Raw genomic sequence first — 15,966 nt, forward strand, 5'->3', positions numbered from 1 at the left:
CCTTTACGTAAATCCTTCCTAATTTCCAATTTTATTTTTTAATATAATACTTGTTCTTGAAATTCTTATTTAAGCTAAATTCTAATTAAAATTATTATCATATAAAATTTGCGAATAGCCCCTTCTATTCGCAAATTCTAGATTCTAATTACTGTTTTGTTGAGTATTTGTACTAGTAGATGTACTAGTAGTTATGCGTCCTGTTTCAGTAAAATATGATGAAAAAATATCTCTTGTTACAGTAGCTGCACCATATCCTCCTTGACCACCATCAAATAGAACTACACATACTGCTATTTCAGGTTTATCAAGAGGCGCAAATCCAACATATTCAGAATAGTCTGTTCTTCCTATTTGTTCCTGATTTCCTAAACTTGCAGTACCGGTTTTTCCTCCTGTAGATATAGGGAATCCATTAAATACCTGCGCTGCAGTACCTCCTTCATTAACTGATCCCATTCCAGCTTTAATGGCTTCTACAGTTTCTTGATTAATTCCAGTTTTCTGTATGACTTCCGGTTTAACCTGCTCAATAATTCCTCCATTAGAATTTAAATATTTGTCTACCAAATGTACTTTATATCTAGTTCCACCATTCACAAGAGTAGCAATATAATTTGCCATCTGAAGAGGAGTAAACTGGTTAAGTCCCTGTCCTATAGCAGCATTTTCTATATTAGCCGGTACCTTTAACTGAGCATTTGCATCTGAAACAGTTATGCTATATATGACATCAATCAAATCATCCATCTTCTCATCACTTATATCCTTTTTGTTATTAGGATCTTCCTTTACAAGTTCAGAAAATAATTCTTTATATTTTGCTTTATCAAAAGCACTCTTTCCATCTTTTACAGAATTCTTTATCAAAGTTTTGATATCATTTTTAATTTGCTTTACCTTGCTTGAATCACTGCTATTATCATATAGATTAACTGAAACTACCTTATGACCCTTATCATCCTGGCCATCTCTAAGATCAGCCATAGTTTGCCATAAATAAGTACTGGCATAGGTATTTTTATTTGATACTGTATTGTATACCTGCCCAAACTTTTCTGGAATCTCTATCCCAGTGGATGCTTTTACATCACTATTTACAGGAACGCCCAAACCAAACTTCCAGGCATATTTAGCAAGTCCATCGTCTCCAATAGCATCGCGAATGCGCTTACCTACAGTCATAAAATAAGGATTACTGGATACTTGTAGAGCCTTCGCCAAATCCACTACTCCTTTTGGACCATCCAATATAAACTTTACAATTTTTCCACCCTGATCAAACTGTCCCGTATCATCTACACAAAAGCCTGGATTTATTACTTGGCTTTCAAGACCTGCAATAGCAGTCATTGGCTTGAATGTAGAACCCGGAGGTATTAAAGATTGAGTAGCATAATTATAAAACGGTTTTGGATATATGTCATAAACATCTTGTCTTATAGTAGTGTTATTTTTTATACTTGTATCAAGTGGAAATAATGTATTTAGCACCTGATCTTCTGTCTCTCCTGGAAAATTTGAAGTTATATTTCTCTTTTCTATATATTCCTTCCCAAAAGCTCCTAAATCCGGATTGAAATATTGCCTATATAAATCTTGAGAAATCATTCCAGGAACTGCAAACATATTTGGATCATATCCTGGTCTGCTGGCCATGGCAAGTACAGCTCCCGTATTCACATCAAGTACCACTGCTGCCCCTCTAGTTGCATTGGTAGTATCAGATCTCTGCTGCCCGTAAGGATTAGATCTGAGACTTGCCATAGTAGTATCGAGTGCATCTTCTGCTGCTTTTTGAACTTTGGAATCCACTGTTAGCTGAACTGTTTGACCTGGGTAAGAGTCTCTTGTTCCTAATTCTTGAACTATTTTCCCATTTTTATTCAGCTTTACTATTTTTCCTCCCTTTGACCCTTTCAATCTATCTTCAAGTGCACCTTCTATACCTGACTGACCTACGTAATCACTACTTACATCGTAACCTTTTTCCTTGTATTTATCATAGTCAGAAGATATTTTAGATATATATCCTATAAAACTAGATCCTAATTCATTATTAGGATAATATCTTATAGGCTGGGTATCTACATCTATCCCAGGAAGTTCATTTGACATTTGTAAAAATTTAAAGGCAGTATCCTTCTTTATATTACTTGCAACTGTTACAGGTTTATACCCAGAATAACTCTGCATTTTTAAAGTATCCTTAATAATCATATATCTTCTCTGATCTTCCAAAGAATATGTACTACTTATTTTGTACTTGGCAATAAGTTTTTTGAAAGTATCCTCTGGAGTTATTTTTAGTAATTCTTTATTCACTAGACTCTTCAAATCATCCTCAGATATATTTTTATTTTTGCTTTTAATTTTCTTTTCTATTTCGTCATTTAATCCTCTATCCCTTTTAAACTTAATTTCAAGATTTTTTCTAGTTTGTTCATCATCACTTCTAAATTCAAACCTATAAGGATTTATCTTAAGTTCAAAATCATCCTTCTGACTTTCCCCACTCTCATCTAATATCTTAAATACTTTACTCATAGTAGGGAAGAAGGTCTTATCATTTTCATCCGTTTGATTGTATATGAGCACATAACTTTGGTTACTAGTAGCTAAAATATTACCATTCTTGTCCAAAATTTTTCCTCTTGGTGCCGCTTCCTGTATTTCTGTCAAAGATTTATTATTGGACTGCTCTTTATATTCCTGGCCCTTTACTACTTGAAGAAAGAGAAGTCTTCCAGTAATAGTTGCAAAAATAGCTACCATAATAACTGCTAGTACAGTATATCTTGTAATATTAGAATGCTTCTTCTCTTTCAAAAAATATCATCTCCACCTTTAAAATTTCCACTTAGCTTCCATATAATCTTTACTACAAAGATTATATATTGGCTTATACATAAAGATACACAAAATCATATCATAAATTCCTGTAAAAAATACATTTTTTATATTCACATACACTCCACATGAGTATAGAATACCCATTATTAACAAGCCCTTAAATAAGACAAGTAAAAAACAAGAAATGACAGGAATAAGTCTTCTTTTTCTAAATATACTATTTCCTACAATACCTGCAATTACACATACTATCATATTTGTAAACGAGTTTATTCCAAACCCATATGAAAAGTATATATCCTGAAGCAACCCTGCAAATACTCCAAGCCACATACCTTCCCACGTTCCATTTACAATAGAATAGCAAATTACAAATATTATAAGTAACCCTGGATAAAAACTCTTTACCGCAAAAAAAGGCATCAGTGAATTATCCAAAATAAATAGCAGAACTGATAATAGAACTAATACTAATAATTTTTTCATTTTACATCCACCCTAGTATTTTATATCCGTTTTGTCTTGAGGCACTACAATAAGTAGCTCCTGAAGCTTATCAAAATTCACATAAGGTTTTATCAAAGCATTTTTCATTACTTTTCCCTTATCATCCTCTACACTTATTACAGTTCCAATTCTTATTCCTCTAGGATATGAATTATTAATTCCTGATGTTAAGATAACATCTCCCTTTTTTATAGTAGATTCCTGTGGAAGATAATATAACTTTGCTAAAAATTGATTATTACTATCACTGTATCCTTTTACCATACCACTATTTGTCACATCATTTGCATCTGATGCAGCACCTTCAATAGTTCCACCTACTGCTAAATTTTCATTAGCCAGAGACTGTACTATAGACCAATTGCTTTCCACATGGACAACCTGTCCCACCAACCCATCTGCAGTAACTGCAACCATCTGCTTTTTTATACCGTCCTTACTGCCTCTATTTATTGCAAATTCATTTAAAATTCCATCACTACTTCTGCCTATTACGTCACAGCCTATATAATCATATTCCGATTTTTGGCTTTTAAAATTCAGCTCTTTTCTTAGCTGGGAATTATCATTTTTAAGTGAATTATATTCTACTAATTTATTTTTTAATGAACTATTTTCCTTCTTCAATTCTTCATTTTCACTTTTTACCCTAGAAAAGTTTATTATAAAACTCAGAGAATTTTTTATACTATTATTGACCTTGTATAATCCTCCTTGAAAAGAATTAAAAGTAACACCTATGCCATTTCTTACAATTGAGTTGCTATTACCCTTGATACTAAAAGAGATCAAAGCTAAAAAAATAATTGAAAGTACTATTATAGCTAATACAAGTTTATTTCTCAAAAATCTCATAATACGTCACTATTTTCTACTAGCTACTATTTTATCAATAGTATCAAGAGCTTTTCCAGCGCCTAGTGCAACACAATCAAGAGGTGCTTCAGCTATATGAACAGGCATATGTGTTTCTTGATTTATTAACTGATCCAATCCTCTAAGCATTGCTCCACCACCTGCAAGCATAATTCCTTTGTCCATTATATCTGATGCAAGTTCTGGTGGTGTCTTTTCAAGGGTAGTTTTTATAGCATCAATTATTGCTACTACAGGTTCCTTAAGAGCTTCTCTAATTTCACCTTCTGTTATATTTATAACCTTAGGTAACCCTGATATTAAGTCTCTTCCTCTTATCTCCATAGAATTTTCTTCGCCTATATCAAAAGCTGAACCTAATTCAATTTTTACATTTTCCGCAGTTCTTTCACCTATCATTAAATTGTATTCTTTCTTTATGTAGCCTATTATAGCCTGATCTAACTCATCACCAGCAATTCTTAAAGATTTGCTTGTAACAATTCCTCCAAGTGATATTATAGCTACTTCTGTAGTACCTCCACCTATATCTACAATCATACTTCCTGTTGGTTCATTTACTGGAAGTCCTGCACCAATAGCAGCTGCCATAGGTTCTTCCATTAAAAGCACGTCCCTTGCGCCTGCATGTTTTGTTGCCTCTTCTATTGCCCTTTTTTCAACTTCAGTAACTCCAGATGGAAAACATACAAATATCCTAGGGCTAGTAAATGCTGACTTAGGACTTACTTTTTCTATAAATTTTCTAAGCATAGTATGAGTAACATCAAAATCAGCAATAACACCATCTTTTAATGGTCTTATAGCCACAATATTACCAGGAGTTCTTCCTATCATTTCTTTTGCTTCATTACCTATTGCCATTACCTTCTTTACATCATTGTTTATAGCAACTACAGAAGGCTCTCTAAGTACTATTCCCTTTCCTTTAACATATATGAGTGTATTAGCTGTTCCTAAATCAATTCCCATGTCTCTTGACATTCCAAAAAATCCCATTTATATTACTCCTTTCAATATCCAAAAATTCCTTTTTGTTTTAAACTAACATATATTTCGTTTCCTATTATAAGATGATCTAATAGCTGTATGCCTAAAAGTTCACCGCATTCTTTTAATCTATGTGTTATATTTATATCCTCATTACTAGGTGATGGATCTCCTGAAGGATGGTTATGGCACACAATTATAGATGCACTATTTTTCTTTATAGCATAGTAAAATACTTCCCTTGGATGTACCAGCGCAGAATTTAAACTTCCTATAAATACATCTCTAATGCCTATAACTATATTTTTTGTATTCAACATAATAACTTTAAAATATTCCTGCTTCAATCCTTTCATTTCTTCCATGACAAGCATTGCTGCATCTCCTGGATCGCATATCTTATAATCATCACCATCCCTATAGGATTTGAATCTCTTTGCCAATTCCACCACAGCAAATATTTTAGCAGATTTTGCCTTTCCAATGCCCCTAATATTCATAAGATCTTCTAAATTAGAATTAAAAATTCCATTTAGTCCTCCATTGTCTTTTATAATCCTGCTACTTAAAGATATTATATTTTCTTTTTTTGTACCTGAACCAAGTATTATTGCCAAAAGTTCTGAATTAGAAAGAACTTCTGGTCCATATCTGAATAACCTCTCCCTAGGTCTTTCATTTTGTGGTAAATCCATAATTTTTACTAATTCATTCATTTAAAAACTCCTTATTATAGATTTAACCCCATCTCACTTAACATATTATACAACTTATTTAAAGGTAATCCTACTACATTATAATAACATCCATGGATTTCTCTTACAAAAATTCCTCCACGACCTTGAATGCCATAGGCACCTGCTTTATCTTTATATTCTTCTGTTTTTAAATACTCCTTTATGCGTTTATCGTCTATTTTAGAAAATATTACACGAGTACACACAAAGTCCTTAATTATTTTATTTGAAGATTTATCTATAATTGCTATGCCTGAATATACCTTATGCTCATTTCCGCTTAAGGACTTCAGCATATGAAAACCTTCGTCTATACTACCTGGTTTTCCAAGTATCTTTTCTTTAAAAAATACTATTGTATCACATCCTATTATTATAGAACTACTGTCTTTCAACTTTGAACACACATTTTTAGCCTTACCTTCAGCTAGCTCCATAACATAAGAACCACAATTTCCATCAAATTCAACAGAATTTTCATCAAAATCACTTACCATAACTTCAAAATTTCCTGTTAATCTCTTTAAAAGTTCCTTTCGCCTACTGGAAGCCGAAGCCAATACAATCTTCATGTCATCACTTCCTAATACCTTCTATATAGTATTATAGCCACAATTATACCAATTATAGTCATAATGTTTATACTAAACTTTACTCCTAAAGTCAATACTACAACCTTAAGATTTAATACAACTGGTTCGGTCATCCCCACAGAATAAGAATTTTTAAAAAAGTTTAGAAAACTAAAATTATTCCCAATAGCATCTCCTACAAGGCTTCCACATATAGCTCCTAAAATTATAAGAAACCATAAAAAGCTCTTACCTTTTTCAGCCCCTCTCACAAAAATCCCCTACCTTAATATTATATCTTATATAGTTTATCATTTAATAAAAGCATAAACAAGTACATATATTATTGTTCAAAAAAATTTTTTAATTAAACATAAAAATGACAAGTATTGGTGTAAATGTCCCCGTACTTGCCCTTATATTATAATCGATTATCTTAACAATATAGAATTAATTAGATTTCACTTTTTTTAATATATTAAATATATAAATATAATTTTCTTCAGCTTTATCCTTCGTTATTTCTTTAGGAAGTTTACTTACATATTCCGTTAAATCTTTTAAAACTAATTTATTATTGCCATCTTCCATTTTTTTACTCTTTAAAGAAGAACACCATTTTTTTAATTCATCTGTTTGTATAGATTTTACATCCTGTTCTGAAAGCTTATTTAGTATCTCTAAGTTTGCATTTATTATTTCCGCTATTTCAACATTACACAGATCATCCCTCTTTATTGTAAATGCCATTTTTGAATTGTCTACTTTTTGGTCTGTAAGAGATTTCATCATTTTCTCTCCAACATCCTCTTGAAACACGCCTAAAAATACCCTCGTCTTATCTGAATCCTGTACAGAAAAAGGAAATCCATATTTAGTTAACAAACTTTTTTCCTCTGCTGCGTTATTTTTATCTTTGTAAATTCCACCTTGTACAGCTATAAATTTAGTAGCTTTACCATCTACAGCGGAACTGCTCTTATTAGAAGTATTTTCAACTTTATTTTGAGATACAGTATTGGCCGCATTGTCATTTAAATTTCCTGATGTTCTAAATACCACTTTAAATATAAAAGTTCCCAATATAAATGCAGCCGCAAGTATTATACACGTAAAAAACACAAAAGGCTTAGTACTTTTCTCTCTTTTTAAATCATATCGCGTGTACTTCATTTTTTCACCCCTAATTTTATACTATTTCTATATATTAATATTAAGGGATAAAAAAATTATTACTGTTAATTATTAAATTTTTTTCATAATTATCATGTCCATGTGCTTTCCATATATGTCATAGAAATTCTTTACTATTCTAATAGCTTTATACCCAGCACTTTTCCAGATATTCATATTTTCAATTTCATTTTTAATTGTTCTAGCAAAAAATTCAGTCACATCATATTCTCTAGAAAAATACTCTATTATTTCTTTTATTAAGATGCCCCCTAAATTTGTATTTTTATATACTTCAGATAGATAAAAATACCATATCCAAAGTTCATTTTCATTTTTAAACTCAATTCTCCCCTTTAATATTCCTATTAAAATACTGCCCTTTTCTATTTTTAAAAAGAATTCACACTGACTTATATAGCTCTCCAAAAATCTCTCTCTTAGATCTTCTAAATTTGTTTCTCCCTCTAGAAAATCCTTCTTATTCATCAATTTTTGTATGGACACTAAGTCTTTTTCTTGCACATTAGAGATTTTTATATCTTTATATTCTATTTTAACATCCAGCATTGCTTCACCTCTTTTGTACATTTAATTTGATTTAACTCTATTAAAGGATTATACTTTTAAAATTCTACACAAATTTAAAAATTCCTTTATTTATTAAATCAATTGGCATAAAAACAACACTGAATTCTTAAATTACTAATTCCAATTAACTACATTACCATTAGTAGACTAATTTAAAACTCTAGCTCCCTGTAAATCTGGATCAAGTAAAATAACCTTCCAAGTATCTTCTAGTTCATTCAAGAAATTTTTCATGGAACTTACAAATTTCTCTGCATTTTTGTCTACTACTGCCATAAGTGTAGATCCTGAACCACTTATAAATTCTCCTATAGATCCTAAGTCTTTGGATTTTTTAAAAACATCATCAAAATTTCTTATCAAACCTTTTCTATAAGGTTGATGAATTTTATCTTCAAAACATATTCTAAGTTTGTCAAATTCATTGTTATAAAGAGCACTTATAAGCATAGCAGACCTAGACGTATTAAATATACAGTCCTCTTTTAAATAAGATTTAGGCAGAACTTCCCTAGAAAGAGCTGTGCTAACCTTAAAAGATGGTATCATAGCAACAAATTTTAATTTATCTGGCACATTTACCTTTGAATGTTTTATATCCTCGCCCACTTTTATAGATATTACCATTCCTCCAAGTGCTGCAGGTACAACATTATCAGGATGTCCCTCTATCTTTGTGGCCAAATCAATTATATCTTCCATATCCATTTTATTTTGCATAATTGCATTTGCAGCTGTTATGCCACCGACTATACAAGCAGAGCTACTTCCAAGCCCCCTTGACATAGGTATGTCACATTTAAGCACATTTATTTTAAATCCATTATAAGAATATCCTTGTTCATTCATAGCACTCACTATACTTTTGTATATAAGATTTTCCCTAAAATCCTCTTCTGACCTTAATCCACCATTATATATTTCAGTTTTTCCACTTATTTCTTCAACTTCAATTTCATTATATAATTTAAGTGCCATACCTAAAGTATCAAATCCCGGCCCCATATTTGCTGTAGTAGCCGGCACCCTAACCTTCACTTTAGTCATATCTAATATTCCTCCAATTTTGTAAATATTTTTGCTAAAACTCTATTCTCATTATTTATCCAAAACCAATAACTTCTTTACAAACTGTGCATGCTTTTCACTTTTTACTTTTTTAATATAATCGTCTATTAAATCTTCGTTATCTGCATTTACAAAAGCTACAACTTCTTTTTTATTTCCAGAAACACTATTAGATAAAATATAGCAACTTTTAAAGCTTGAAGATATACTTTCTATAATTTCTACTCTATTTTGTGTTTTAATTCTCAAAAGCCACTTACTTTTTAAATCCCAGCTCTTATTTATACTAGCCTTTTCACTACTAAAAGTAATAGTTTTTTCTCTTTTATTTTCAACTATATCTGCTATATCTGCAAAAACTGCACTAGCCGTAGGAAACATCCCTGCTCCTTTTCCTGAAAACATCACGTCCCCTACTGCATCTCCTTCCACTAAAATAGCATTGTATTCATTCTCAATTTTCCCCAGCATAGAATCTTGTTTTACCATAACTGGCATAACAGCTGCATATATATCATCTTCAGATATTTTGCTAATTCCAAGAAGTTTTATACTGCACTTTTTCATTTTGGCATATCTGAAATCATCGCTATCAATTTGTGTAATCCCCTCTATATTTATATCTTTCCACTCCACTCTTCTGTTATATGCAATAGTAGATAAAATTGAAAGTTTTCTAGCTGCATCATATCCTTTAACATCTGATTCCGGATTTGCTTCTGCAAAACCTAGTTCCTGGGCAAGTTTTAAAGCTTCTTCATAACTCATACCATTATGGCTCATTTTTGATAATATAAAATTTGTAGTACCATTTAATATAGATCTTATACTCTTTATTTCATTTCCCACAAGACATTCATTCATTGATTTCAGTATAGGTATTCCCCCTCCAACACTTGCCTCAAAATGAATGGTAACTCCATTTTTTTTAGCTAACTGCAAAAGCTCATATCCTCTTTCTGCCATCAAATCCTTATTAGCTGTAACTACATGTTTTTTCATATTTAAAGCTCTTTTTATATATTCATAAGATGGATTTAGCCCCCCCATAGCTTCCACTATGATATCCACCTTTTCATTGAATATATCCTCTATATTTTCTGTTAAAAGCCCCCTGTTTTTATTGTTTAAGTGTTTATCTACATTTCTAACCAAAATTTTTGATATTACTAGTTCCTCATCTAATTCATCTTTAAATTTATATCTATTTCTAGATATAAGTTCAGCTACTCCGCTTCCTACTACTCCATATCCAAGCATTGCTATATTTGCCATTTTACTTCCCCCTAATTATTTAATCTTATCAAGCTATTCCTAGGCTCAAATAAATTTACTTAAGTATTAAGTTACCTTCTAATGTTAAAAAAAAACTCTTCCCCACTGGGACGAGTTTTATCGCGTTTCCACCCAATTAACAGTGTAAATTTTTAGTTATTACTAAAATAACTAAACCCCATACAGCCTAGGATATTTATCCATTACTTAAAAGCCATTACTGTCTCTCAATATCCATAACGCAGACCTGCGGAAATACCTACTGTTAAATTTCAGTATACAACTCAAAGGTGGTTTTCAATAACATTAACTTAGGGAATATTACAGCCTATGAATCCCCTTCTCTAAAAGCAATGCATTATTTACTTTTCCTTTTCATTGTTTTTGCACATAATTAAAATAAACTTCATTTATTCCACTGCTACCAAGTTTACACTTATAACGCTGTCTAACTTACCTATCTCTTCAACAAGTTCATTAATTTCTACTTCCAATTTAGAAGCATCAAAAGTTATAGATACAGCAGCAGCATTATTTATGGGTATATCCTGATTTAAAGTCAATATGTTGCCACTTCTCTGCGCTATTTTATCAAGTATATTTGATAGTGACCCAGTCTTATGAGCTAGTATAAGTCCAATAGTTACCTTGTGACTTGTTATACCTTCAGATAATGTAAACACTGAATCTTTGTATTTATAATAACTACTTCTACTTATACCTACTTTCTTTACACCTTCTGATATATCTTTTACACAACCAGTTCTCAAAAGTTCTTTTACCTTTACAACTTTGTCAAATACATCAGGAAGTATTTTAGTATCAATTATAAGAAATCTATTATTCATAAAACCCCGCCTTGTCCGCCAATCAAATACACATGTATGTTGTTGAAGTATATGAATTATAATATCATAATAAAAATAAATATTCAACAGTTTTTATAAAAATTTTTATCTCAAAATGCAAGTAATCCTTTACACACAAATTATATTTTAATTAAGAGTTAACTCAACTTTCGAACATATAAAATTTTTTAGTTAATAGTTAAGAATGAAGAATTAATAGTTAATGTGGATTTTTTTCGTTACACTAAAAAAATCTTTAATTTAAAAAGTGCTGTTGAAGCTTTGCTTTAACAGCACTACATTTTAGATTTTCTGAAGTGTTAACGTAAGAAAATCATCCATAACTATTAATTTTTAACCCTTAATTTTTAATTATATTTTGTCAATTATCTATAAAATATCCTTAAAAACCCTATACGAGTGATTCTAATTGAAATTTTAACTTATATATAAAATATACTAACAAAATAGAAATCACACTTAAAAACTTTTTTGTTAAATATAAGCAATCCTTTACACACAAACATTACAAAATCAGATATAAAGTTTTAACTAAAAAATAAACTTGTGCGTAGAAATATTTTACAATAAGCAAGTACATTTTAATATTTTGCATATAAGTCTTAGTGAAAAATTTGTAAAAAAACTTAGGATTTTTGAATTGTCTGAGGTACGAGTTTTCAAAAGTCCTTAGATTTTTGCAAATTTTCTACTTAGACTTATCAAAATATTTAACGTACTTGTGGTTGTAAAAATATTCGGAACACAAGTTTATTTTTCGTTTAAAAACTCTCTATTTCCTTTAATCTTCAAATATTATATATGGTACTGTAACTATAGCTATATTTCTTCTTCTCAAAAGCATGGTTTTAATAAATAATGCTGTTTGATTGTGAAGTATATTTCCCCACCATTTTGTAACTACAAATTGTGGGAGAACTACAGTAACTGTATCTTTAGATCCTGCTGAGTATTCTTCGGATTCTATGAATTTAACAAGAGGGCCCACAATACTTCTGTACGGTGATTTTTTTACTATTATAGGTATGTCCACATCATATTCATGCCATTTTTTCAAAAGCTTATTTGTAGCTTCATCGTCTACAGAAACGTGAAAAACTATTATATTTTTAGAAATTGTTCTTGCATAATTTAAAGCTTTCAAAAAAGATTTATTCAAAGTGTCTATAGGCACTATTACGTATCTCTTTTGTTCTGCAAAGTTTATTTCCTTAGGTTTTTCATCAATAGATAGTCTTAACTGTTCTGCTACTTTGGTATAATGTTTTTTTATAATCGCCATGAAATATACTATAGTTGGTATAAGTATAAAAACTATCCAAGCTCCACTTGTAAATTTTGTTATTCCAAGTAAAACAGCTGTAAATAAGGTTACAGAAGCACCTACACCATTTATAAAAGCTCTGTGAACCCACCCTTGTTTCCTTATTTTAACCCACCTTACAAGCATTCCAAACTGTGATAGTGTAAAAGATATAAAAACTCCCACAGCATAAAGAGGCATTAAATAGTGAGTTTCACCATTAAATAATACTACTAATAAACAAGATATAACTCCTAAAGTTATAATTCCATTAGAATATCCAAGTCTTTTTCCCCTTTTAGCAAACTGTCTTGGTGCAAAACCGTCCTTAGCTATATATGCTAACAACATTGGGAGTCCTGCAAAGGCTGTATTACTTGCCATAATAAGTATAATTGCAGTAGTTGCTTGAATTATATAAAATATAACATTGTTTCCAAATACCTGAGCTGCTATCTGAGCTACTACGGTTACATTAGAATTAGGAACTGAATGATACAATGTTGCCAGGTAAGATAAACCTAAAAATACTATAAATACAGTAAAAGAAAGAAGTCCTAATACTTTTTTAGCGTTTTTCTGACACGGTTCTTTAAAGTTAGGTATTCCATTACTTACCGCTTCAATACCTGTTAAGGCTGTACATCCTGAAGAAAAAGCCCTTAAAAATAAGAAGAGAGTTATATCTCCTGTAGCCTGAGGTATTTTATAAGCAGCTACTGGAGTATATCCAAAAATTTTAACCTTACATATTCCCCATATAATCATAACTAGTATAGATATAATAAACAAATATGTAGGTACGCCAAACATTTTAGAAGATTCTCTAAGTCCTCTAAGATTCCCTATAGTCATAAATAGTATTAGTAATAAAGTTATTTCAACTTTATATGGAAAAAGTGACGGAATTGCAGATGTTATTGCTGCTGTTCCTGCACAAGCACTAACTGCAACAGTAAGTATATACCCTATAGTAAGTGATGCACCTGCTACAAGTCCCGGGGTTGTACCTAGGTTGTCTTTGGCTACAATATATGATCCACCACCGCCTGGATAAGCATCTATAGTTTGTCTATAAGACATAGTAACTAAAAACATTAAAAGTACAATACACAATGTAGCATAAAACATATATTTATATGACATTATTCCAATTACAGGTATTAATACCCAAAGTATTTCCTCTCCTGCATAAGCCACTGAAGAAATAGCATCACTAGATAATATAGGTAGTCCCCAAAATACATTTAATTTTTCACTTTTTAATTCTTCAGTTTTTAAACTTTTTCCTATTAAAAGTTTTTCTAATTTAGATCCCATTTTTTTGCTCCTCTAAAAGTAAATTTTCTTTTAAGTTTAGTATGGAATGATTATATATTATAATTAACTTTTATCATAACCTTCTTTTGAATATTTAAAGCTTATTTTAAATTAAATTAGTCAACCTAAAGCTTAAAAATAGGTTATTTATCTATATTATTCATTAATTCTTCGATTTAATACGATTTTAGTATATTAGTAATTATTGACTATTAAAAATAATAATTATTTTTCACATATAATGTATTTATAATTCTAATTAACCAAGTAAAAACTATATTTATATGTGTTATATAAATATAGTTTTTACAATTACCCTATAATTGCACAATATTATTGCATTCTAAAATCAATATATCAAACTTTCAATATGTACTTATTTTAAATCATGTGCCAATTCTTTCATCTCAATAGTCATAGATAATACTTCCTGTAACCCAGAATTAATTTGCTGGATAGATGCTGCTTCATTTTCAGTAGTTTTTGATGTATAATCGGAAGTTTCCAAAGTTTTTGAAACAGAAGTCTGAATATTTGAAGTAAGTTCTATAACTCTAGCAGCAGTTTCCTTTGAACTATCCGAAAGTTTTCTTATTTCGTCCGATACTACACCGAATCCTTTTCCAAATTCTCCAGCCCTAGCAGCTCAATAGCTGCATTTAATCCAAGCATTTTTGTCTGATCTGCAATACTCTTTATAGAACCTATAATTTCATATATTTTAGACGACAGTTCCTTTATACTTTGAATCTCCTTATTTAAGGATTGTTGATTTTCTGAAACCGTAACAGCAGAAGATGCTAGTCCTTGCATAGCTTGAGATATTTGCTGTAAACTTTCGTTTATGTTTTTACCCATATGTTCTAACTTGTATTTATTATACCCGAGTTTGGATAAAGTATTTGCCATCATATATAATACCTTCGCTATAGCTTCTACTCTATCTTTTTCTACAACTTTTACTTTTCTAAGTGCCTCTATATATTCATTTGGATCTACTCCTATTTCTAGGGCTATTTTTCTAAACTTGTCTTCATCAGGTGGTGCTGTCAAAACTTGTCCTCCAATAACGCTGCCAATAACTTTGCCTTGTAATACTATAGGAGCTGCATAATCCGTAAGTCCAGCGTGACAAGTATAAACAGCAGGTTTACCTGTTCTATAAGATTCTTCTCCACCTTTTTTATCGCATTCCTGGCACCTTTCATTGCCAATTTTACATCCTCTTGTAAGCTTCATGCAGAAATCGGTAAAACAACTTCCTTCTGTTACAGGTGAACCTGTATCATCTATAGAAATACTTGCAGTTCCAGTACCTTTAGAAAAATTATCTTGAAGCTCTTGCAAAAACTTCAAATCGATTATGTCCCCTATTTTTATTTCATTAAAATCTTTTTGCTGAGTTTTATTATCCATATCGACATATATCCCTCCTAATTAATACAAGCATACCTTATTGTATATTTATCGTAATTATAATCCATTTACTTTATATAATATAACTCAACTTTCGCACATATAAAATAATGCGAAGCAAAGCTTCGCAAGTTAAGAATTAATAATGAAAAGTTAATAGTAAAAGATGATTTTTAGCTATCGCAAAAAATCTTTTAATTTATACGAACCAGCCATGTTTCGCTTTAGCGAAACGAGCTATCAAAAATTTAATCAAAGATTTTTTGTAGTGTAACGGAAAAAAATCCACATCGGATTGGCCCCCGCAAATGGGAATAATTCATTCAAATACTAGCTAATTCTTAAAATTTCATTTTTGATATGGTGCTGATTTTCAGTACCATATCAATTATTATAATCTCACAACTAAGCTATCT

Annotated in this window: 15 protein-coding genes and 1 other annotated feature; all 15 genes read right to left on the minus strand. The window is 30.7% G+C overall.

All coding sequences use genetic code 11. From position 1 onward, the window contains the following. Window positions 1-144: 144 nt before the first annotated feature. The 15 genes from CLRAG_RS13150 to CLRAG_RS21250 all read right to left on the minus strand — a co-directional run bounded on the left by CLRAG_RS13150 (window position 145) and on the right by CLRAG_RS21250 (window position 15,550). Complete coding sequence (locus CLRAG_RS13150; protein WP_065078850.1) at window positions 145-2,829, minus strand: penicillin-binding transpeptidase domain-containing protein; 2,685 nt, start codon at window positions 2,827-2,829, stop codon at window positions 145-147. 18 nt (window positions 2,830-2,847) lie between these two features. Further along, a complete protein-coding gene (gene mreD / locus CLRAG_RS13155; RefSeq protein WP_065078851.1) occupies window positions 2,848-3,339 on the minus strand; it encodes a rod shape-determining protein MreD in 492 nt (163 codons plus the stop codon). Between the two features lie 12 nt (window positions 3,340-3,351). Further along, a complete protein-coding gene (mreC, locus tag CLRAG_RS13160; RefSeq protein ID WP_065078852.1) occupies window positions 3,352-4,215 on the minus strand; it encodes a rod shape-determining protein MreC in 864 nt (287 codons plus the stop codon). 9 nt (window positions 4,216-4,224) lie between these two features. Beyond that, window positions 4,225-5,235, minus strand: a complete 1,011-nt coding sequence (locus CLRAG_RS13165) for a rod shape-determining protein (RefSeq protein WP_065078853.1) — start codon at window positions 5,233-5,235, stop codon at window positions 4,225-4,227. A 14-nt stretch (window positions 5,236-5,249) separates the two neighbouring features. Further along, on the minus strand, window positions 5,250-5,942 hold the full coding sequence (radC, locus tag CLRAG_RS13170; RefSeq protein WP_065078854.1) for a RadC family protein: 693 nt from the start codon (window positions 5,940-5,942) through the stop codon (window positions 5,250-5,252). 14 nt (window positions 5,943-5,956) lie between these two features. Continuing rightward, window positions 5,957-6,535: a Maf-like protein gene (locus tag CLRAG_RS13175; protein WP_065078855.1), complete on the minus strand. Its 579-nt coding sequence runs from the start codon at window positions 6,533-6,535 to the stop codon at window positions 5,957-5,959. An 11-nt stretch (window positions 6,536-6,546) separates the two neighbouring features. After that, window positions 6,547-6,807 carry a DUF4321 domain-containing protein gene (locus CLRAG_RS13180; protein WP_063556554.1) on the minus strand — a complete coding sequence of 87 codons (261 nt, stop codon included), beginning with the start codon at window positions 6,805-6,807 and terminating at the stop codon, window positions 6,547-6,549. A gap of 178 nt (window positions 6,808-6,985) precedes the next feature. Further along, complete coding sequence (locus CLRAG_RS13185) at window positions 6,986-7,708, minus strand: hypothetical protein (RefSeq protein ID WP_065078856.1); 723 nt, start codon at window positions 7,706-7,708, stop codon at window positions 6,986-6,988. Between the two features lie 72 nt (window positions 7,709-7,780). Beyond that, a complete protein-coding gene (locus CLRAG_RS13190; RefSeq protein ID WP_065078857.1) occupies window positions 7,781-8,278 on the minus strand; it encodes a GNAT family N-acetyltransferase in 498 nt (165 codons plus the stop codon). Window positions 8,279-8,446: 168 nt separating this feature from the next. Further along, window positions 8,447-9,346, minus strand: coding sequence for a homoserine kinase (thrB, locus tag CLRAG_RS13195; RefSeq protein WP_065078858.1), 900 nt, complete (start codon window positions 9,344-9,346; stop codon window positions 8,447-8,449). 51 nt (window positions 9,347-9,397) lie between these two features. Then, entirely contained in the window at window positions 9,398-10,642 is a 1,245-nt protein-coding gene (locus tag CLRAG_RS13200; RefSeq protein ID WP_065078859.1) for a homoserine dehydrogenase, read from the minus strand. Window positions 10,643-10,745: 103 nt separating this feature from the next. Then, window positions 10,746-11,030: a binding site (T-box leader), on the minus strand. Between the two features lie 22 nt (window positions 11,031-11,052). After that, window positions 11,053-11,490 (minus strand): ACT domain-containing protein, encoded by a 438-nt coding sequence (locus CLRAG_RS13205; RefSeq protein ID WP_063556549.1) that lies wholly within the window; start codon window positions 11,488-11,490, stop codon window positions 11,053-11,055. 802 nt (window positions 11,491-12,292) lie between these two features. After that, window positions 12,293-14,134, minus strand: coding sequence for an APC family permease (locus tag CLRAG_RS13210; RefSeq protein WP_065078860.1), 1,842 nt, complete (start codon window positions 14,132-14,134; stop codon window positions 12,293-12,295). Window positions 14,135-14,510: 376 nt separating this feature from the next. Continuing rightward, complete coding sequence (locus CLRAG_RS21120) at window positions 14,511-14,729, minus strand: hypothetical protein (RefSeq protein ID WP_275507584.1); 219 nt, start codon at window positions 14,727-14,729, stop codon at window positions 14,511-14,513. Window positions 14,730-14,740: 11 nt separating this feature from the next. Next, window positions 14,741-15,550, minus strand: coding sequence for a PocR ligand-binding domain-containing protein (locus tag CLRAG_RS21250; RefSeq protein WP_275507583.1), 810 nt, complete (start codon window positions 15,548-15,550; stop codon window positions 14,741-14,743). Window positions 15,551-15,966 lie beyond the last annotated feature (416 nt).

The sequence above is a fragment of the Clostridium ragsdalei P11 genome (assembly GCF_001675165.1).
GTDB lineage: Bacteria > Bacillota > Clostridia > Clostridiales > Clostridiaceae > Clostridium_B > Clostridium_B ragsdalei.

Bases quoted from the DNA above. Each gene is read 5' to 3' on its own strand.
- mreD (WP_065078851.1), bottom strand. From the start codon at position 3,339: ATGAAAAAATTATTAGTATTAGTTCTATTATCAGTTCTGCTATTTATT.
- mreC (WP_065078852.1), bottom strand. From the start codon at position 4,215: ATGAGATTTTTGAGAAATAAACTTGTATTAGCTATAATAGTACTTTCA.
- CLRAG_RS13165 (WP_065078853.1), bottom strand. From the start codon at position 5,235: ATGGGATTTTTTGGAATGTCAAGAGACATGGGAATTGATTTAGGAACA.
- radC (WP_065078854.1), bottom strand. From the start codon at position 5,942: ATGAATGAATTAGTAAAAATTATGGATTTACCACAAAATGAAAGACCT.
- CLRAG_RS13175 (WP_065078855.1), bottom strand. From the start codon at position 6,535: ATGAAGATTGTATTGGCTTCGGCTTCCAGTAGGCGAAAGGAACTTTTA.
- CLRAG_RS13185 (WP_065078856.1), bottom strand. From the start codon at position 7,708: ATGAAGTACACGCGATATGATTTAAAAAGAGAGAAAAGTACTAAGCCT.
- CLRAG_RS13190 (WP_065078857.1), bottom strand. From the start codon at position 8,278: ATGCTGGATGTTAAAATAGAATATAAAGATATAAAAATCTCTAATGTG.
- thrB (WP_065078858.1), bottom strand. From the start codon at position 9,346: ATGACTAAAGTGAAGGTTAGGGTGCCGGCTACTACAGCAAATATGGGG.
- CLRAG_RS13200 (WP_065078859.1), bottom strand. From the start codon at position 10,642: ATGGCAAATATAGCAATGCTTGGATATGGAGTAGTAGGAAGCGGAGTA.
- CLRAG_RS13205 (WP_063556549.1), bottom strand. From the start codon at position 11,490: ATGAATAATAGATTTCTTATAATTGATACTAAAATACTTCCTGATGTA.
- CLRAG_RS13210 (WP_065078860.1), bottom strand. From the start codon at position 14,134: ATGGGATCTAAATTAGAAAAACTTTTAATAGGAAAAAGTTTAAAAACT.
- CLRAG_RS21250 (WP_275507583.1), bottom strand. From the start codon at position 15,550: ATGGATAATAAAACTCAGCAAAAAGATTTTAATGAAATAAAAATAGGG.